This window comes from Clostridium sp. (assembly GCF_017888565.1).
In the GTDB taxonomy this organism is placed as follows: Bacteria; Bacillota; Clostridia; order Clostridiales; family Clostridiaceae; genus Clostridium.
In genome coordinates this window covers 19,054-41,174 of sequence record NZ_JAGHFX010000057.1, presented here as the reverse complement: position 1 = coordinate 41,174, position 22,121 = coordinate 19,054, and the positions used below count along the sequence as shown (strand labels likewise).

13 protein-coding genes are annotated in these 22,121 nt (G+C 26.9%); 4 read left to right on the top strand and 9 right to left on the bottom strand.

The features are described 5' to 3' along the window. Positions 1-68: 68 nt before the first annotated feature. Together J7M87_RS10470 and J7M87_RS10465 are read left to right on the top strand one after the other, a co-directional pair. Positions 69-227: a hypothetical protein gene (locus J7M87_RS10470; protein ID WP_291651004.1), complete on the top strand. Its 159-nt coding sequence runs from the start codon at positions 69-71 to the stop codon at positions 225-227. A gap of 140 nt (positions 228-367) precedes the next feature. After that, positions 368-2,167 (top strand): methyl-accepting chemotaxis protein, encoded by a 1,800-nt coding sequence (locus tag J7M87_RS10465; protein ID WP_291651003.1) that lies wholly within the window; start codon positions 368-370, stop codon positions 2,165-2,167. Between the two features lie 51 nt (positions 2,168-2,218). On the opposite strand, the gene J7M87_RS10460 is transcribed toward J7M87_RS10465, so the two are convergent. The 3 genes from J7M87_RS10460 to J7M87_RS10450 form a co-directional block, all read right to left on the bottom strand. Then, positions 2,219-2,548, bottom strand: a complete 330-nt coding sequence (locus J7M87_RS10460; protein WP_291651002.1) for a hypothetical protein — start codon at positions 2,546-2,548, stop codon at positions 2,219-2,221. A gap of 160 nt (positions 2,549-2,708) precedes the next feature. Next, entirely contained in the window at positions 2,709-4,082 is a 1,374-nt protein-coding gene (locus J7M87_RS10455; RefSeq protein ID WP_291651001.1) for a HAMP domain-containing sensor histidine kinase, read from the bottom strand. Continuing rightward, positions 4,082-4,750 carry a response regulator transcription factor gene (locus J7M87_RS10450; protein WP_291651000.1) on the bottom strand — a complete coding sequence of 223 codons (669 nt, stop codon included), beginning with the start codon at positions 4,748-4,750 and terminating at the stop codon, positions 4,082-4,084. The genes J7M87_RS10455 and J7M87_RS10450 overlap by 1 nt, the downstream gene beginning before the upstream one ends. Before the next feature lie 489 nt (positions 4,751-5,239). Here J7M87_RS10450 and J7M87_RS10445 point away from each other — a divergent pair, with 489 nt between their 5' ends. After that, positions 5,240-6,268: an IS1595 family transposase gene (locus J7M87_RS10445; protein ID WP_291650999.1), complete on the top strand. Its 1,029-nt coding sequence runs from the start codon at positions 5,240-5,242 to the stop codon at positions 6,266-6,268. 752 nt (positions 6,269-7,020) lie between these two features. Here the strand turns inward: J7M87_RS10445 and J7M87_RS10440 are convergent. The 5 genes from J7M87_RS10440 to J7M87_RS10420 form a co-directional block, all read right to left on the bottom strand. Beyond that, positions 7,021-7,362, bottom strand: coding sequence for a cupin domain-containing protein (locus J7M87_RS10440; RefSeq protein WP_291650998.1), 342 nt, complete (start codon positions 7,360-7,362; stop codon positions 7,021-7,023). A 376-nt stretch (positions 7,363-7,738) separates the two neighbouring features. After that, positions 7,739-10,201 carry a YhgE/Pip domain-containing protein gene (locus J7M87_RS10435; protein ID WP_291650997.1) on the bottom strand — a complete coding sequence of 821 codons (2,463 nt, stop codon included), beginning with the start codon at positions 10,199-10,201 and terminating at the stop codon, positions 7,739-7,741. Positions 10,202-10,629: 428 nt separating this feature from the next. Beyond that, the gene (locus tag J7M87_RS10430) at positions 10,630-11,175 is read right to left on the bottom strand and encodes a sugar O-acetyltransferase (RefSeq protein ID WP_291650996.1); all 546 of its coding nucleotides are present in this window, start codon (positions 11,173-11,175) and stop codon (positions 10,630-10,632) included. Positions 11,176-11,351: 176 nt separating this feature from the next. Then, positions 11,352-11,924, bottom strand: coding sequence for a TetR/AcrR family transcriptional regulator (locus J7M87_RS10425; RefSeq protein WP_291650995.1), 573 nt, complete (start codon positions 11,922-11,924; stop codon positions 11,352-11,354). Positions 11,925-11,940: 16 nt separating this feature from the next. Then, on the bottom strand, positions 11,941-12,393 hold the full coding sequence (locus tag J7M87_RS10420; RefSeq protein WP_291650994.1) for a methylglyoxal synthase: 453 nt from the start codon (positions 12,391-12,393) through the stop codon (positions 11,941-11,943). A 348-nt stretch (positions 12,394-12,741) separates the two neighbouring features. Here J7M87_RS10420 and J7M87_RS10415 point away from each other — a divergent pair, with 348 nt between their 5' ends. Beyond that, entirely contained in the window at positions 12,742-13,248 is a 507-nt protein-coding gene (locus J7M87_RS10415) for a VanZ family protein (RefSeq protein WP_291650993.1), read from the top strand. A gap of 122 nt (positions 13,249-13,370) precedes the next feature. On the opposite strand, the gene J7M87_RS10410 is transcribed toward J7M87_RS10415, so the two are convergent. Then, a complete protein-coding gene (locus J7M87_RS10410) occupies positions 13,371-21,941 on the bottom strand; it encodes a glucoamylase family protein (RefSeq protein ID WP_291650992.1) in 8,571 nt (2,856 codons plus the stop codon). Between the last annotated feature and the right edge of the window lie 180 nt (positions 21,942-22,121).

Here is a 22,121-nt window from a genome sequence, read left to right as displayed (position 1 = left end):
AATAATTTATATGTTAATATTTCTCTAGTTTTTAAAATAATAAATTTATTATAAAGGAGAGATACAATATGTCTAACAATAAGAAAAAAAGAACAGATGGTAAAGCACCAATGAAAAATAAAAGTTTCGCGATTCCTGTTACTTCAAATAATACCTCTACCTCATTTTATGAATATACTAAGAAAGAACAAGTTGCTAGAAATACTAATAAAAATCAATTATATTAAAATATAAACAAATATTACATTTAAATGGACAACTACTAAATTATTGTGAAAATTTTCCGATAATTAAAGTAGTTGTCTATTTTCTTATTTTTATATAATTTATTTAAAACAATTTATATTTAGAATCTATGGGAGGTCATATGAAAAACTTTTTTGAAATTAAAAATAGAAATAAAGAAAAAAAATTTAAATTACAAAAAAATACAAAAATAAAAAGGCATAAAAAAACTAAAAATAAGAGAGCACATAAAATATCAAATAGGCTTATAAGCTGTTTCCTATTAACTATAGTCTTAATAATATTTATTTGGAGACTAGGACTTTATAATATGAAGCAAATTAATGATGCATCTGAAAAGCTCTATTTTAATAATACTTTAGGCATAACTTACATAAATGAACTATCAGAAAACTCCACATACAACTATCTTGCCAGTAAACAATTAATTATAAGTAGAGATGATAGTAATAATAAATTATTGATGCAAAATATTTATTATAATGATCAAAGAAATGAACAGCTTATACAGTTATATAGTAATTCAATTAGCAAAGAAGAAGATAGACAAAGATTTGATGAAATAGTATCTTCATTAAAGGCACTAGAAGAAACAACTAATAAAATAGTTTCATTAGTTAAAGAAAATAAATTTCCTGAAGCAAACGACTATGCATATGATTTAGATACTAATCGTGGATATTTTATTATAAAAATAGATAGATTGGTGGAATTAAATAGTAAGTGGGCCCAAGAGTCTATTGTATCTAATAAAGCTATCTATAATAATTCATTAAAACTTACTTCAATTGTAATAGTAATTTCAATATTAATAATTTTAATATCATCAGCAAGAATTACCATTAGAATTACGAAATCACTAAAGAAAATAATGTCTTTATCTAATAGAATTGCAAAATATGACTTAACAGAATCTATAGATGTTACTTATAATGATGAATTTGGAGCTATTGGTAAATCTCTAAACACAGCTCAAGAAAACTTAAAGAATATAATAAATTCTGTTAAAAACAGTACTGAAATGGTTAACTCTTCATGTGAAAATTTAGCTATATCAATAGAAGAAGTAACATGTCAATTTGATTTGATAAACGAATCTTCTAATGACATTAATTGTACAATTCAAGAAACTAGTGCCATAACTGAAGAATTATCAGCTTCAATTTTAGAAGTAAGCTCTAGTATAGACGTACTTTCAGAAAAGGCTAATGATGGAAATATGAATTCTGAAAAAATTCAAAAACGTTCAACTAATATTAAACAAAATACTGAATATGTTATTGATAATACAAGCAACTTATATAAAGATGCTGAAAACGATATAAAAGTATCAATTGAAAAAGGAAAGATAGTTCATGAAATAGTTAATATGGCTAACTCAATTGAAGAAATTGCTGAGCAAACTAATCTTTTAGCTTTAAATGCAGCAATAGAAGCTGCTAGAGCTGGTGAACAAGGAAAAGGATTTGCAGTAGTGGCTGAAGAAGTTAGAGCTCTAGCAGAACAATCTCGTTCATCAGTACAAAATGTAAAAGATACTATAAAGCAAGTTCAAATAGCCTTTAATAATATAACTGATAGTAGCAATAAATTATTACAATTTATGAATAATGAAATTATGAAAGAATTTAAGGGATTTATTAAAATTGGTGATAAATACGAGAAGGATGGAATATTTATAAAGGAAATGAGTGAAGATATTGCTGCAATGTCTGAAGAAGTTTCAGCAACAATGAATGAATTGAATAATGCTGTTCATTCTGTAGCCTCAATGACACAAAACTCATCAGCAAATGTAAATTCAGTTAAAGATAGCATAAATGATACTACAAATGCAATAATAACAATTTCCGATACTGCGCAAAAACAATCCCAGTTAGCTCAAGAACTTCTTGAATTAATTTCACAATTTAAACTTTAACAAAATAAGGGGCATTTTGATACACAGCCCCTATTATTTTTGCCATCCATATTAGAATCTCATCATAGACCCAGATCTTCCCCAAGATCCCCTACCTCTATTTCCTGAGTTAAATCCATATCCATTTCCTTCTTCGTTTCTTTGTTCTCTCCCTTGATATCCTTCACCATAATAATGACAATTTTGATTTCTCCAACTAGAATAATTCTTATCATCACTTATATTATAATCTTCATTTATATCAGAATTTTCTGATTCACTTATTACTGCTCCCCCTGTAGTATTTATTTTTGGACTATTTTCCTCTGTTGCAGAAGCTATAGCCCCTGTCCCTATTGTAATAGCACCTATTATTGATAACGATAAAATTAATTTTTTCATAGTTCTTATACCTCCAACAAATATTACTTTAATAAAATAAATATTTCTTTAACAAGCAAGTATTTTCATTAATTATCTTTACTTATTAAATATCTTTAAAGATATAATAACTTTTACTTTTAATAAGTTAATGATTAATTTGTGATGAATTTGTGAAAACTTATTTTTCTTTTATTAAAGTTTTAGGAATAATAAAATAAAATTTACTTCCTTCTCCTATATTGCTTTCAACTCCATAATTAAATCCATGTGCTAATATTATCTCCTTAGAAATTGCTAACCCTAAACCCATTCCCCCACTTTTATCTTCCTTATAATATCTATCCCAAATATACTTAATAGATTCTGGCCCTATTCCCTTTCCATAATCCTTCATATATATTTCTATATTATTTTCTACTTCTCTCATTCCAAATACTATTTTATCCTTACTTTCAGAATGTTTTATAGCATTAATAAAAAAGTTAGATACTACTCTAAATAAATAATTATTATCTATGGTCGTAAAGATATTCTTATTATCTAATTTTTTATCTATTTCAAGTTGTAACCTATAATTTTCATAACCCCCTTTAATTAAATAATTACTTAACTTATTATAGCTCTCTTTTATGAATTTCTTTATCTCATACTCTAATGGCTTAATTATTTTTTTATTATCTCTTAGTTTCGTTAAAACTAATATTTCTCCTACAAGTTCTGTTAACATATCAACTTCTTCAATTATACTAGAAGCATATTCAACAACTTCTTCACCAGAAACCAACTCATCCTTTATAACTTCACTATTAGCTCTAATTACACTTAATGGAGTTTTCAAGTCATGACTTACATTTGCAATAAATTCCTTTTGCATATTGTCTTTAATTTTAAGCTCATTAGCCATATTATCTATACTATCATTTAATTCCTGAATCTCATCTTTCGTATTAATTTCAAACTTACTACCATATATTCCTTTAGAGATATCATTAGCTCTTTTTCGTAAAGATATTATTGGCTTTGTAAATTTTTCTCCAAGGTAAATAGCTATAAAAGTGGATATAATTAATGAAAATATAAATATTGATATCATTATTAAATTAACACTCTTTATTAATGATTTTGTTCCTTCATAGCTTTTATAAACCACTATATCACCATAACTAGAATTCCTTTTAAGACCTATATATGTATTGCCATCACTAGACTTAAAAACCTGCCTACCTTCTATACTCTCGTAATCTATGGAATTCATTTGCCCCATCATGCCCATCTGACCCATTTGCCCCATATGCTCATGTCCATTATTAGCTTTACACATATTCTTAACTTTCCCATTATTAATTAATACAGCATATATATTTGCCAAATCTGTAACAGTATTATTCTTTGCTGCTTCCAAAACATACTCACTAGCTTCTTCCAAATCAATATACTCATTATTTATGTAAATTTTCGGTAAAATAAATGATGTTAAAATCAATCCAATTATCGCCACTACTAAATTCATTAATATCATATACTTAACTATTCTTTTACTTATCTTATTCATTATTCTATAGTAAGGCTATAGCCTACCCTCCATACAGTCTTTAGGTTTTCCCTAAAAAAGTCTAACTTTTCTCTAAGCTTTTTAACATGAGTATCTACAGTTCTAGTGTCTCCATAAAAATCATATCCCCAAACTCTAGTTATTAAATCTTCTCTTGTAAAAACCCTATTCTTATTTTTTATTAAAAACATTAATAAATCATACTCCTTAGGAGTTAAAATTATTTCTTTCTCATTTTCAAAAACTCTTCTATTATTATCATCTACTCTTAAATTGCCAAAGCTAATTTCCTTCATATATTCACTTTTACTACTATTAATCCTTAACATAACTCTTAAAATTAATTCTCTCATACTTATAGGCTTTACCATATAGTCATCTGCTCCAAGCTCAAATCCAAAAATCCTATCTTCCTCTTCACCTCTAGCACTAGTTATAATAACCTGTGTTTTATTATTTAAAGATTTTACTTTCTTTAAAAGGTACCAGCCATCCTTATTAGGCATCATTATATCTAATATAACTAAATCATATATATTATTTTCAATTAAGTCCTCTGCTACTTTGCCATCATTAGCTAAAGTAACCTCGTACCCCTCTTTTTCAAGATATAATTTCATAACTTTACTTATTTGCTTCTCATCTTCTGCTACTAAAATCTTTCTCATATATCCTCCAATTATAGAACATAAAATATAAATTATAAGATATTAAATATACTCATTAAATATAAGACATATAACATTTAATAATGAAATAAATATATATCCATAAGCAATTCATATTTTCATCTAATAAAAAACTTTACATTTTGCATTATTCTATATTTTTTACACATTTATATATTCTTTATTAACATTTCTCACTAATTATTTATAAATAATATATCATACCTTAAAAGATATATACAATTATTCAAGTTACAAAATAATTACCATATATTCATGCCATCGAACTCTCTAATTAACTCTATTCCATACTTCATACTTTTCCCTATGTAGATGTGTTTTAAAAACGTGTTGTTTTTAAATATTATTAAATTCTCATTGATTAATATATAACTTAATTGTCTAGAATTTAAATGTATATTATATACCCCTAAAAGAAAATATACTATTTCAATATTGAAAATAATAATATTATTAAGGATGATTAAAATGGACTGTAAAACTAAACCTCTAATAGAATATAGCAATGATCCTGTAAAAGAAAATACTATTAAAAGTAACTTTAACACAATTAATGATCATTTAAATTATCTTAACACAATAGACATATTTAAAAATAAAGAAATCAATTCTTGTCCTTATTGTCAAAATAGCAATTTTATTAAAAATGGAAAATTTAAAAACATTCAAAGATATAAATGTAAAAATAGAAACTGTTCTAAAACATTTTCTGCAAAAACTAATTCTCCTTTTAGTTACTCAAAGAAAAATATTACCTTATGGATGAGATATTTATCCCTTATGAATAGCGGCATGTCCATCAGGTCTTGTGCACACATTTTAGGAATAAATATTGCAACCTCATTTTATTGGAGGCATAAAATACTTGTTGCAGAAGCTTCTAATAATAATTTCAAGATTTTAAAAGATTATGTTGAAGCTACTAAAATAATGATAAAGGAAAACTTTAAAGGAGATAGAAAAGCTAAAAATATGAGCAAAGAAAAAATATTCATAATCTGCGCCATGGATAATAACAAATACATATTATCTAAAGCAATATGTAGATATTCTATTTCTTTAGCATCAATATCAAAAAACTTCTATCCTAATTTAGATAAATCAGCCTTTTTGGCTACCTCTGGGGATAGATGTTTAATTGCATTTGCTAAAAAGCATAACTCTACCCTCCCTAAAACAAAAGTAGATAAATTAAATGAAATTAAGTTTGGAAATTTAAATACTAAAAATACTTTTTCCTATACTGACTTGCCTCATATCCATAGTTTCTCTTTTAACATTTATAGATGGCTTAAGAGGTTTAAAGGTGTTGCAACAAAATATTTAGAAAACTATTTAAGCTGGTATATTCTTGATTATAAATCTAACCATTCTCTTGGTAACTCTAATCAAATTCTCTTATTCAGGAAACTGAGTTCTGAAACTACATATTTAAGAATCAAGGATTTCTCAACTTTTAAATTATCATATCAACATACTTGTATTGGTAATTATTAATTAATTTACTATACAATCAATTATTAATTGAAACAAATTTTATAGCCTATTTTTTATCTACTAACTTATATTTATTATAAAAGTTTCATAGTATTAAACAATTTTCACTATTGAAATTTAATATTAATTTGTATATTATTGTTTAAATTTATATTACTTTTATATATATTTATATTGTTTATATTGTTTTTATTATTTTTATTGTTTTTATAGTGACTCCCTATAAGCTCCTATAAATTTCCTGTAATACTCTCTTCATTTCTTTATAATCTTCCAAATTAATAGCGATATAAATTTTCATTGTTACTAACACATAAGTCTTTATTTCTATATAACTATTTTTATACTTTCAATTTATAAAAACAACAATTTGTTAAAACACATATCCATAGTATTAATATTTAAATCACATGTATAGATGTTATGCTAATATGTGTATGTAATTATCATTGTTCTAAAAAACCTATTTTTAAGGATAATATTCTTATATAATAATATTAAATTATATAATTCATAAACTTAATATTAAGCTCTTAAATTATTTAATTTATAAGCTTAACAAATAATACCTTTTATTTAAAATAAAAAATAGAGCAATGAATTTATTACTCTATTTTATATAAATACTTCTTAATATTATATAATTAATACTTTTTTTATCTGATATGAATTTCCTGATTAATAAGTATTATTTATATATCATTATATTACTTTGAGATAAAATCAATATTTTAAATTTATTTTTACTTTTACTATTTATATTCTACTCCTGCATCTACTTTTGTAACTTGAACTGCTGTCATATTTTTTTTATTCCCATTTGTAATTTCATGCCATTCTCCTGTAGGTATAAATACTGTGCTTCCTATACTAACATCAAATTCATTTTCTCCAACTTTCATTTTTCCTTCGCCTTTTAAAAATATAAATATTTGTTCTCCGTTTGGATGTCTATGTTTTTTTAGAACTTGACCTGGCTCAAAAAAATAAACTTCTGAAGTTATATCATTTCCTGAAAAAACTGGTATCTTTGGAACTACCATATCGTTATATTGCTCTATTGTCCCATTTAAAAGTTGTTTATTAATATCCATACTAAAACCTCCATAATTCTAAAGCTAAACACTATTTATTAAAGCTCTTTAACTTTAGTATTACTTTTCAGCAGTATATTATTCTATATAAATGTTATCATTCAACATTAATTTGAATGCAACTTTTATTAATTAACTTTAATTTATTTTATATAAATTTATATAGTAGTTTATTTCATTATCTATTCAATATAATTAGTATATAAAAATATATTAGATGTAGGAAAGTTTTATATGACAACTAAGTAATTATAACTATTGTAATAATATTTATTATAAAAAAAGATACTCATATAACATAAATCCGTTTATGAGTATCTTTTCTATATCAATATCTATTCGTTATCTTTAAATTAATATTTTAATTATAATAACATTAGGCTACTATTTCTGATTTTCTTCCTTCTATCTTTCCCGCTATTTTTTCACCAACATTTTTCAATGCTACAGAAATAGCTAAAAATACTACTAGTATTAATCCTAAAATTAAGAAATCTTTTCCTATTACGCCATAATTAATTACATCAGCAGAAATAACTTCTCTTAAAGCTTCAACTGCATAAGTAAATGGCATAAATGGATTTATAACTCTAAAGAATTTAGGTACTACTTCTAATGGGAATGTACCTGCACATGCAGTAAGTTGAAGTATCAATAATACTATACCTAATAATCTTCCAGCATCCCCTAATAATGAAATTAAACATTGAATAATTGAAACAAAAACCAATGATAAGAAAATATTAGTTCCTATATATGCAAGTACATTGCTTGTCTCTAACCCAAGCATTATTACTACTATGCTTACAAGAATAGCTTGTAATACACCTACAAATGCATAAGATAAATATTTGCCTACTACTCTATCAAACTTAGATAAATTTTCTTCATCTTTTATCTTAGCTGGTATTACAAAGAACATCATTATAGCGCCTATCCATAATGAAAGTGGAATAAAGTATGGTGCAAATCCTGTACCATAGTTTGGAACCTTATTTATTGAATCAAAATTCATATTAATTGGTTCTGATGCAAATTCACCCATTGTATTTGATGGATTTACTAAACCCTCTTTCATCTTATCTGCACCTTCATTTAGTTTAGTTGTTAATTCATTACTTCCATCATAAAGCTTTTTAACTCCATCACTTAATTCTGGAACACTTGATGTTAATTCTGATATACCATCATTTAATGCTTTTTGTCCACTTACTAATTGATTTGAACCATCAGCAAGTTTAACAGAACCATTGGCTATTTCATTTGAACCATCGTAAAGCGCTGTTATGCCTGATGCTAATGTTGGAATATTAGATTTTAAAGCACTAGTACCATCATTTAATTGTGATGCACCTGCGTTTAGTTTATTTAATCCGGCATTTAAATTTCCCATATTATCTGAGATAGCCTTTAATCCTAATCCAAATTCACTAGCATTAGGATCTAGATTAGCATATAAACCATTTAACCCTGTGTTTAATCTAGAAACTCCATCTTTAACAGTTCCAACTTTTGAAATTAAGCTAGTAGTTCCTGATGCTAAATTTTTTGATCCTTCTGCATAATCGCTTAATTTAGTTTTAAGTGTAGCATTTCCTTCTATTAACTTTTTAACTTCTGGTTGATTTTTTACAGAATCAGCTTGTATTTCTTGAAGTTTTGCCATTGCTTGATTCATAAACTCATCTTTATCCTTAGTATTATCTGTAGCTAATGCTTTATTTAAAAGCTCTTGTATTTCTACAGTTTTCTTTGTTGAAGCTGATGCTCCTAATACTAAGTTATTAATTCCATCACTTATTTGAGAATATCCTGCTACTAAAGGATCTGAACCATCAGTTATTAATTTTGCTCCCTCATTTAACTTAGCTATTTCATCTTGTCCTGCTGACAATCCTGAATTTAGTTCGTTAACTCCTGCTTTTAATTGACCAATAACTGGATATATTTTTCCTGTGTAAGCATTATATATATTTTTACTTCCATCTGATAATTGGTTTGCTCCTAATGAAGCTTCAGAAATTCCTGACTTTAAATCTCCTGTTCCTTTTGCTAATGCATTTACTCCATCACTTAATGTAGGAACTTTTTCATATACTTGACCAATACCTGAATTTAATGCTTTAGCTCCACCTATAAGTGTTCCTATACCATCGTTTAATGCTACTTGTCCATCTAATAATTGACTTGATCCATCACCTAGTTTATTTGCCCCATCGACTAATGTTGGTACTTTTTCATTCATTGTGCTTAGACCATCATAAATTTGTTTACTTCCATCAGCAGCTTGAGTTAATCCATCCTTAGCTTCATATAAACTATCGAATGCTACTTCCACATAATTACTAGATATTTTTTTAGTAATCTTAGCTTTAAGTTCTGCTTCTACTTTTGAGTTTATTTGTGATGCTAAAAAGTTTTTCTTATCATTTGATATAAAATCAACTTTTGCTACTTGTGGTTCACCTTCTTTTGCTGATATTACGTTTGATGAAAAATCTTCTGGAATAACTACTTTTGCATAGTACTCTTTTCCCTCTAAGCCTTTATTTGCTTCTTCTTCTGAGGTTATTTCCCATCCAATTTCTTTATTACTCTTAAGTTCTTCTTCCACGTCTTTACCATAGTTTACTTTGGCTCCATCTAAGATGGTCCCTTCGTCTTTATTTACTACTGCAATGTGGACATCTTCAAGTTTTGCATATGGATCCCAGAAAGCATATAAGTATAATAATGAGTATAATAGCGGTACTACAATAATTGCAATTATTGATACTCGTATGAATCTGTTTTTAAATATGCTCTTGATGTCTTCCCCTGCAATCTTTAGGAAATTCATACAATCACCTTCTGTTTATTTTTTGTACTGAGTAGTCAGTCAATCAGTATGATATATTTATACTACTTTTGTACTGAGTAGTCAATATAATTTTTGAAAATATATTTGTATTTTTTCACTAAATTTTGAAACATAGTTTGAAAGCATTTATTTATTTATTTATTTATTTATTTATTTATTTATTTAATAAATTTGTTAAATTATTTTAAATAAAAGCATACTATATAACATATACTCTTTTATTTAATAAAAATAAAAAGATTAGATTTATATATTTAATGTAAATCTAATCTTTTTATATTTCTATTTTTAAATATAATAATTTCTTATTTGAATTTATTTCTATATAACTAAAGTAATTATCTTTTTAATTTAGTTATAAATGACTTTTTAAATTAACAAAAATTGATATTTAAATTATAATTACTCTACATTTTTATTATCCTTGCTGGATTTCCACCAACTACAACATTATCTGGTACATCTTTTATAACTACTGAACCTGAAGCTATAATTACATTATTTCCTATAGTTACTCCTGGATTTATTGTTGAATGTCCACCAATCCAAACATTATCTCCTATAGTTACACTTTTTCCAAATTCATATTTTAGTCTTTCGTTTGGATTTATTGGATGCGTTGCTGTATAAATATGTACTCCTGGTGCAATAAAACAATTCTTTCCTATTCTTATTTCACATACATCTAACATTATGCAGTCAAAATTAGCATAAAATCCATCTCCAACATGTATATTATATCCATAGTCACATTTAAAATTAGGCTCTATATAAAAATTTTCTCCTGTAGATCCTAAAAGGTCTTTTAAAATCTTTTTACGTTCATCTCGTTCTGTTTCTATAGTATTATTAAATAATCTAGTTAATTTTCTTGCTCTTAATCTTCCATTTTTTAATTCTTCATCACTTGGATCATATGGTAAACCCTGAAGCATTTTTTCTTTTTCTCTCATATATTCTCTCCTTAAATATCCTTATTTTATCCTTACATGTTCTTATAAAAACAAACTCTATTTATATACAACTAATTTATTTTGGCTTAATTAAATAATAATCTTTTTATTTATCTATCTATTAAATATTTATAATTTGCTATATTCATATTTGAATTTATAAAAGAACGATTTCATTATCTTTTTACATTTATTCCATACTCAAAATACCTCATGAATTTCTCAACTACTTCCTCATGATCATATTTGTCTTCATTTAAGATTTCATAAAGAGCAGAAGAAACTAATACACCTATTAATCCATAGCTTAATAACATAGGATCATCATTTTCTATAACTCCCCCATCCATTACAGCTTTAAACTTAAGTGAACTTTTTTGTATAAGACTCTTTATTTCTTCTCTTAGCATACTATTTCTTTCACCAGTTCCCCAAAGTTGGCTAATTATTACTTTAAATAAATCCTTATTTTCATAAACATACTTAAGTTGAACTTTTGCTGAAACTTTTATTATTTCATACGGATCTTTAATATCTCTTGTTGCTTCGTCTATTTCCTCATTTATAAGGTTTATTCCTTCTTTAATTATAAAAATAAAGAGTTCTTCTTTACTTTTAAAATGATAATATAAGCTACCTTTTGCGACTCCTGCTCTAGCTACAACTTCATCCATTGTTGCTCCTGTATAGCCATAATTTGAAAAGACCTTTATAGCTGATTCAAAGATAGCTTTTTTAGTTTTATTCATTAAGATCTCCACCTTCTTAGAAATTATCTTTTCGTATTCTACCATAATAATCTATCACATTTTTCTCGTATTCTTCATTAAGCTTATTAGAGCTTAAAACAAAATCAGCTGTAGATTTACTCATTGCAACTATTACATCATATAATACAGCTATCCTAAGTAAGGCCTTAACATCTGGATCATGCGGTTGTGACGTTAGTGGATCCCAAAAGAAGATCATTATATCTATATCTCCATTTACAATGGCAGCTCCAATTTGTTGATCGCCTCCCATTGGTCCACTTTTAAATCCATAAACATTTAATCCAGTTTTTTCGCTAATTAGCTTAGCTGTTGTACCAGTCCCACAAAGTGTATGCTTTCTTAATATTTCCTTATTTTCATCTACCCATTCAATCAAAGCTGACTTTCTGTTATCATGGGCTATAAGTGCTATTTTTTTCACATCACCCATTTTATATTCATTCATACTTCTCCCCCTAATTCTACCGATAAAACAATTTAATAACTACATATAAAATAAATTTTCAATACTTATTTTATTAATTTTCTTATTCATTACTAAAATTATACATAACTAATTCTTATTTTACAATCTCACTAAATTTTTAAAGTACATTAATTTTTAAATTTCTCTACTTTATATTTTATTTTACCTTTGTATTATAATTGTAGATATGATAATAATACCTAAGCTCTTAGATATTATATTAAATAATAAGAATATTGCAAAAGTATAAGAATTATTTAAGATAAGGTTAAGAAAAAATAAATAGTTTCTAATTATAATTACAATTGACAATATTGATTATGGGAGATGAAACTTTTGAAAATAAAAGATAAGTATTTAACCGTAGTATTATTTGCATTATATTTTTTATTATTAATATGGATTATTTTATTTAAATTCAATTTTACATTTGAAGTTGGTAATTATCGTGACATTAATTTAATTCCTTTTGGAGGTTCATTAATAGTTAATGGAAACATTCAGTTAGATGAAATCATTAAAAATATCCTTATTTTTGTACCCTTTGGTATATATATATGTATGTTAGAACCTAAGTGGTCTTTTATAAAAAAGATTATGCCAGCTTTCTTTACAAGTTTAGTAGTTGAAATACTACAATATATATTTGCTATAGGAGCTACTGACATAACTGAGCTTATTGGAAATACTTTAGGTGGGATTATTGGTGTAGGAGTTTTCTATCTATTTGCAAAATTATTAAAGGAAAAAACTAATAAGTTTATAAATATTTTAGCTCTGATAACTACTATTATTGTGGTTTCGTTTTTGTCACTCATAATAGTTTTAAACTAAATATATGAACTATATATAAAAAAGCCATCTTACTGATATTTATATTTCAGTAAGATGGCTTTTTTTATCATTGTAATTTTATATTACAATTTTTTATTGCTGTAATTTCTAGGTCGTAATTTTTATATTATGACTTCTATATTAAGACTTCCTTTATCTTTTGGAATTAAATCATTATTAGCTTTTTCTCCATTGATTATAATTCCTTTATTGTCACCACGTTTAACTTTTATGTTGTAATCTTCTGTATTATTTTTAATATTTATATCATATTCATTCCACATTTCTGGAATACATGGTTCAATTTTATAGCCTTTTCCTTCTATTTTCTTTAAGCCTAATATATCTTCAAGTCCTACTTTATACATCCAACCTGAAGCCCCAGTGTACCAGCTCCATCCACCTCTTCCGCCATGAGGTTCTTTTATATATACATCAGCTGACATTACATAAGGTTCTACCTTATAGCTTCTTGCTTCAAGTTCTGTATTAGAATGATTTATAGGATTTATCATATTATAATATTTCCATGCCTTATCTCCTAAGCCAAGCTTAGTTAAAGCTAAAATAACCCATACAGCTGCATGTGTGTATTGCCCTCCATTTTCTCTAACACCTGCTACATATCCCTTTATGTATCCAGGCTCTAATGAAGATTTATCAAATGGTGGGGCCAATAATTTTATAAGCCCTTTATCCTTATCTACAAGATATCTATCAACTGCTTCCATAGCTTCTTGTGCTCTTGCTGATTTTGCTGCATTTGAAATAATTGACCAGCTTTGAGATAATGAATCTATTTTACATTCATCATTTTCTCTTGATCCTAAAGGCGTACCATCATCAAAGTATGCTCTTCTGTACCAGCCTCCATCCCAAGCATTTTTCTCTAAGTTTTCTATTATAAATTCTTGGAATGTATTATATTCATCTTCCTTTTCATTATCTTTCTTATAATTACAAATTTCTTTAAAGCCATCTAATATCTTATATAAGAACCATCCAACCCAGACGCTTTCTCCTTTTCCCTTGTTTCCTACAGTACTCATTCCATCATTCCAGTCACCACTACCCATAAGAGGAATATTATGCTCTCCAAATTTTAAACCTCTATCTATTGCTTTTAGACAATGTTCATATATGGTTCCTTTTTTATTTGATTGATTTACTATAGTATACCTTTCATCTTCTCCATTTCTTAATGGTTCATCCTCTAGGTAAGGAGCTTCTTCATCTAAAATACTATAATCACCTGTAGACTTTATATATTCAATAGTTACATAAGGTAACCATAATAAATCATCTGAAAATCTAGTTCTTATACCTGAATTAATTACTGGATGCCACCAATGTTGTACATCACCTTCAAGATACTGCCTTGACGCACTTCTTAAAATTTGCTCCCTTGTTATAGTCGGATTTAATATACCTATAGACATAGAATCTTGAAGTTGATCTCTAAATCCATATGCTCCACCACTTTGATAAAATGCTGTTCTTGATAAATATCGACAGCTTAAGGTTTGATACATAAGCCATCCATTTAACATATAGTCCATAGATGCATCTGGTGTCTTTACTTGTATATTTCCCAGGAAATTTGACCAATATTCTTTTACATTTTCTAATTCTTCATCAACATTCTTTATATTACTATATTTATTTATTTTTTCTTGTATTAATTTTTCATTTTCTTCTTCACCAAATATTATTACAATCTCTTTTTCCTCACCAACTTTTAACTCTATATCTAATGAAGCTGCTAAACAAGGATCATAAATACTTCCGGACACATTATTTAAGCTGTCCTTCAACAATGCATCAGGGCTACTTAAATCCTCACCAACTCCTAAGAAACTCTTTCTATCCCCAGTAAAACTTTGATTCTCTTCACCATTAATAGACAAATAAGCTTTTAATTTTCCAAAGTATTTTGAATAAGGATTTTGACCATATATATATTTGCCTTGGACATGGGTGCTTATATATTTAGCACTTCCATAATTATATACACCAAGTACTAACTGAGCATAATAGAACAATGATAAACTTTTATCTACATTTGATAAATTCTTAAGTGATATTTTACATAATTTTATCTTTTCATCTTGAGGACAAAATACCTTCATTTCTCCCCTTATATTATATGCAGTATGCTTAAAAGTCGAGAATCCAAAACTATGTTTTATAATATATTCTCCACCATCTCTTATTGGCATCGGAGTTATTGTAAAATATGCTCCACTACTATTATCTCTTATATATAAAGCTTCTCCTGTTGGATCTACTACCCAGTCATTGCTCCAAGGCGTTATTTTGTTTTCCCTACTGTTTCCACACCAGGTATAAGTTGAACCCACCTCGGATATATGGAACCCAAAATCCTTATTAGAAACTACATTTATCCATGGTGCTGGAGTATTTTCATAATCTTTAAGTCTTATAACATAACTTTTATCTGATTTATCAAATCCTCCATATCCATTAAAGAAATCTAAATCACCAACATTAAAATGTTCATTTCTAAGTTCATTTTTCCTTAATCCGTCTAATTTATACTCTTTTTCTTCATTAACATCATTAATCTCATTTATTTGTGTTGATTTGTCTAATTCATCATTATTATTTATTTCTTTATCTACAAAACTCTTTATATAATCACTTTCATTTATATTTACTTTTATTCTATTAATAGGAGCTATATCTTCGTTATTTATATATTCGTCAATATTATAATTTACAGCTTCTATTAATTGATTAGCTAAAGTTCCTTCTTGTGAATTTATATATAGCTTAGAAATACCAATAATAAAGTTTTTAATTTCATCACCCATAGTTGATTTATTATGAATAAAGATACCACCTGATTTATTTATATTTTCTCTTTCAACAGAATTTTTAACTGTTGATATAATATTCTTTTGAAGTGGCTCTTCATATGATATTTCTTCTTCATTATAAATTATTAAATCTGACTTTATTCCTTTATTTCTAAAATAATAGTGCATATTAATAACTTGCCTTAATAAATCTATATCATCTTCACCTTCAATAACTAATAGTATAATAGGTAAATCTCCGGATATTCCATAAGCCCATAAATTTTCTTGATTCATACTTATATTTCTTATATAGGTTTCTCTATTTTTTCTACCGCTATGTAAATATAAAATATATGAAGCTAAACTTTGATATATATTTGCTTGAGCTGATCTAATTCCTATATGCTTAAGCTCTAATTGATTTGAGTAATTATAAGCATTAGCACTTTTTTCTATCATTGGAACTTCCTTATACCTTCTAATAAGTTCTAATACTTCTTCTTTAGATTCCCCAACTCCTGTTAAATAATATATCTGCTTTTCCTCTCCAGGACTCAAAGTAATTCTACTTCTCATACTCATTATAGGATCTAGTACTGTTCCAACTGTATTTTGAAGTGGAGCATCATTATCCATAACTTCTGGTGATTTTAAATTTCTATTTCTTCCTATAAAATTTAATCTTGATGTTTCATAAGTTAAATCACCATCTAAATCAAAATTAGTAGCTATTGTATGGAATATATAATGAGTAGTTGCACCTTCTGCTCTTGGTCTTCTATTTCCAATTAAGCTTTTAGTTTCTTCATCATATTCTGTGCTTATAAATAAATTAGAGAAACTTGGATGCACCGCATCCCCTTCAAAGGATTGCAATGTTACTTCTAAATAACTTGTTATTTCTAAAGTTCTTAGTTTTTCACCTGTATTCTTTAAAGATAATTTTCTTATTTCCAAGTTGTCTTCACAAGCTACTGTAACTTCATAACTAGTTTTTATACTTCCATCTTGTCTTTCATATTTTGCTTTATCAAGTGTGAACTCTACTGCATAATCATCATTACTTTCCTTACAAGGTTCATAAGTAGCACTCCAATAGTCATTTGAATTTAAATTCTTTATATAAAAGAACATTCCACTGGAGTCAGATGTACTGTCTCCCTTCCATCTATAAATAGTCATATCATCTTTTTTAGAATATCCACTACCACTATCAGTAACCATTGTAGAGTAGCTGCCATTTGATAATAATAAAACTTCTGGATTTTCTCTTTTGCTTCCTCTAAATATTCTTGGGATAAAGTCTTCTTTTTCTAGTTTTTTATTATTAACACTACTTATATCAATTTCTCTTTCAAATGTTATATTTTGAGGAATCTTTTCTTTTAATAAAAGTTCTACTGCTTTTATCTCTGGAATGCTATGAAATCTTTCTTTTAATATATTGTTATTTAAAACATTATCTAAAGCTAAAAGAGACATCCCTAAGTGGTGAACCATATAGCATCTTACTTCTTTAGCTTCATCTTTAGCTTTTTCTTCACTATAATCTATTGCTTCTATAAATCCATATCTTCCATAAGATTTATTATTATATAACCTTCTAAGGTTTTCTATTGATCCTTTTTTATCATATGGAAGTGTCATAATTGATGAATAAGGTGACACTACAACTTCTTGTTCAAGTCCTCTCTTTAAACCTATCCCAGGTACACCAAAGGCTTTATATTGATAATTTTGGGCAACATCAAATTCATAATAAGCCGATTCTGATATTCCCCATGGGATATTCTTCTTTTCTCCATATATCTTTTGTGCATTTACAACTGAAGAATACGTTAAGTCCCAAATTGTATTCTTAAAATCCTTCATTATTTGGAATGGCATAAAGTATTCAAACATTGTACCACTCCAAGAAACTAAGCTCTTTTGACCAAATGCTTTTGTCATATTTCTACTTAAGTTATACCAGTGCTCCTTAGGAACTTCACTTCTTGCTATTGATAAGAATGATGCTATTCTTGCTTCCGATGCCATCAAATCATAATAAGAATTTCCTAAAGATTTTTCTTCAACATTATATCCTATTGCAAAAAGACCTCTATTCTTGTTATATAAGAATTTAAAATCCATATCGTCCATAATACTATCTATTTCAGATGCTAAAAGTTTAAGTCTTTCATCAAATTCTTTTAACTTATTTATCTTCTTATTCAAGATTTCTTTAAATTCTTCACCTGACGCACTCTTTATATCTTCCAACAAATCTATAATTTGCAATAGACTTGGAGCTTTGTAACTTTTAAATGAATCTATGACTATTTTTTCTATTCCATCAAATATAAAATCATAAAAATCTATTTTAGTTTCTATTTCTCTTTTCAGCTTCTTTAACCAGTAACATTCCCTTTTATCCTTTTTATCTTTCTCACTATTTTCTTCATTTTTTTCTAATTTGTCATTTATTCTTTTTAATTCATCTAACAATATATTTTTATAATCTTTTAAATCTATAACATCAGGTAATCCATCATAAAATTCTTCTTTTTCATCTTTTCTGATTAAGTTATATGTATCTTTTATTGCTAAAACTTCTTTTTCTCTAATTATAGGATCATTAGTAATACTTCTAATACTTTCTTTAATTATCCACAGGTATCCTAAAAGGTTTCCACTATCTACTGTTGATACATATCTAGGCCATAGTGCTTCCTTCGTTTTAGTATCATACCAATTTAAATAATGACCATTATACTTTTCTAATCCCCTCATTCCATCTAGTATTGATTCTAATCTAAAAATAACTTCCCCTATTGATATATAGCCTAAGTCATAAGCAGTTAAATTAGTAATTAAACCCATACCAATATTAGTTGGAGATGTTCTGTGAGCAACTCCTTTAAAAGGCTTTTCTTGATAATTATCTGGAGCTAAATAATTATTTTCTTCATTAACAAAGTCTTCATAATAAGCCCATATTCTTCTGCTGCTTTCTCTTAAGAATTCTTCATCTTCTAACTCTAATCTATCCTTTATAACTACTTCTTCTTTTGATATTCTGCATGCTATTGCAGGTGCTATAGCCCAAAGAATAGATATTAACAATGTAGCTATTAAAATTTCTATAGAATTATCTAAACTAAGTAATAGTACTACTAAAGCTATTCCTACTGATATCCACATTTTTTGATAGTACCACATATAAGTATTTTTGACTGACTTCTCAACTCTATCAGCAGTTTTCCATTGAAGTAAATTCTTTTTAGATATAACTAATCTATAAATTGTTCTAAATATAGCATCAAACATTAGCCAAGCTTGATATGGAGTAAAACTCAATATCAATAGTATTTGCTTTAGAGTTTTAAATGTACCCATAAGTTTATTTTTAGGAGTTACAACAAAATCAGTTACAGTAAATACTAATGGCGTTATTAATGCTAAAAATAGTAATACTGATATTTGAACTGCTCCGCTTAACACTGTTAATATTGCAATAAGTCCTAACAATAAACTTGGTGCAAGTAAACTTCTTCTAAGATTATCAATAATCTTCCATTTAGATATTGTTGATATCTTCTTTGAAAAAACAAGGCTTCCTATCTGCCAATCTCCTCTTACCCATCTATGAAGTCTTAAAGCACTAGCTAAATAACTAGATGGATATCCATCTATAACTTCAACATCTGTTACTAATGCACATCTTGTTAAAATACCTTCAATTAAGTCATGGGATAAAACTCTATTTTCTGGTATTTCATCTTTTAATACATTATAAAATGTATCTATTTCTATTATACCTTTTCCAGTAAATATTCCTTCTCCAAATAAATCTTGATATGTATCAGATGAAGCTGTAGAATAAGCATCTACTCCTGCATCTCCAGCAAAGATTTCTGAGAAATATGTTTTATGCTTATCTTCTAAATTAACCCCAACTTTAGGTTGCATTATGCTATATCCTCTAACTACAACCTCATCTTCTATATATGGAGTATTTAATATATGTCCCATTGCCCCTATAAGTTTCTTTGCACTTCCTATAGGTAAAAATGTATCACTATCTAATGTAATTATGTATTTTGCACTTATTAATGGCTCTATATTGCTACTTATTATATTATAAGTAGTTTTTTTACTTCCTCTAATTAGTGCCATAAATTCCATGAGCTTTCCTCTTTTTCTTTCGTAGCCCATGTAAACTCCCTCTGAGTCATTATATAATCTTTTTCTATTTAAAAAGAAAAATCTATCTTCTCCATCGTTTGCATATTTCTTGTTTAGCTTATTTACAAAACTTATTCCTTCATCATTTATAGCCTTATCTTGAGGCTCATTTTCATTACTGCTATCACTTAAATCTCCAAGTAAAGCAAATAATATATTTTTATCTCTATTTGCTAAATAGTATATTTCTAATTTGCTTATTAATTCAATTACACTTTTACTATTGCTTAATATTGCAGGTATTACAACAATAGTTCTTTCACTATCTGGCACTCCTTCTGAATAATCCATCTTTGGTATAAAGCTAACAGGCGTTACTTTTGCTATAAACCAATTTAGAAGTGATATTACCACTTCACTAGAAGGAATTATCATTAGAATAAATGCTAATATATATTGACCTATACTAAAATTCAGTGGTATTAAATATGTTAAAAGTAATACTACTAAATCTATTAGTATTGTTCCCAAAAATATAGTCGACAAATAGGTTGCTTTTGACATTCTTTTATCTATATTTTTATTTATATTAAATCTCTTTAAAAGGTCATTTATACCATCATCAACTAAGTAATAACCTATATGTCTCTTATAAAAATCTTTATTTCCTAAATGTAAGCTACTAAGTTCTAATGCAACTTTAACTAATTCTATTTCTTTTATATTAGTCTTTCTAGATATTTCTTCTATCTTATGCCTATAGTAATCTTTCGTTTCAAAATCCATATCATTGTAAATATTTGCTGGATCTTGTTTTAATATCTTTTCTATATCCGATGTTTCAGCAAAAAAGTCTTTCCAATTAATAGAATCCATCACCCTCAAAGAATTTATAGTTATTCCTATAGCTGTTGCGATATTCCCCTCTTTTATATGATCCTTTAATATTTCTTTTTCGAAGCTTGTATTTTCTTTTTCCTTTAATCTATCTAAAGCAAACTTGTATATTCTTTCATCTTCTATTGAATTATCTCTTAAGATATTGAAAAACTTATCTATAAATTCTGGAGAAAATAATCCATCATGAAGACTTTCATCCTCTCCCATATAATTACTATTTTGTAATTCACCTTTATTAACTTCCACATCCTTCAATGGATATTTACTTTCTAACTTAGAAAGTAATATATCTAGCTTCCCATTACTATATGAATCTATAACTGTATTGGCTAAATCCTTTGCTCCTAGACGTTGCTTTTGAAGAACTACCATATCATTAGTTATAACACCTAAATTAATTATAAGTGCAACTCTAAGCATTAACGGAAATGCCCATAGCTCTCCTATTGTAAATATTTCACCTTGGTCATTTATAAATTTTGTTAGTTCACTTTCTTCAATTATATTTTGACACTTTTCAATGTAATTTTTAGCCAAAGAATAAACCCTTGGATAATTTACTCCTTCAATATCCATAGTAGGTAGATTATTAAAATAATTAATTGGCAAATTAAACTTGATTGTCTTATATTCCTTTTCTATTAGATATATATTATCAAGCAACCATTCAGCTGAAGAGATAACATCTTCTCCATGCTTAACAAGTTTATTTAAATATCTATGATTATGGACAATTCCCTTAAATGCTTCATTTAACTCTGTAAGCACATTTCTTCTACTACTGTTTAAAATCTCATCCTTCATAAACTTACTCCTCTCCTTATTCATTTGTTTAAGGCATTTTTAGAAATAGGATAAGTTTATTATTTACAATATTGAGGAATTTTACTCTAAAAATAGTGAAAGAATGAAAAAATGAAAGAGTTAAAGGTTATTGAAGTAATTCACATACGTTGAATTATGAAAAATAAAAAGAGAAATTCT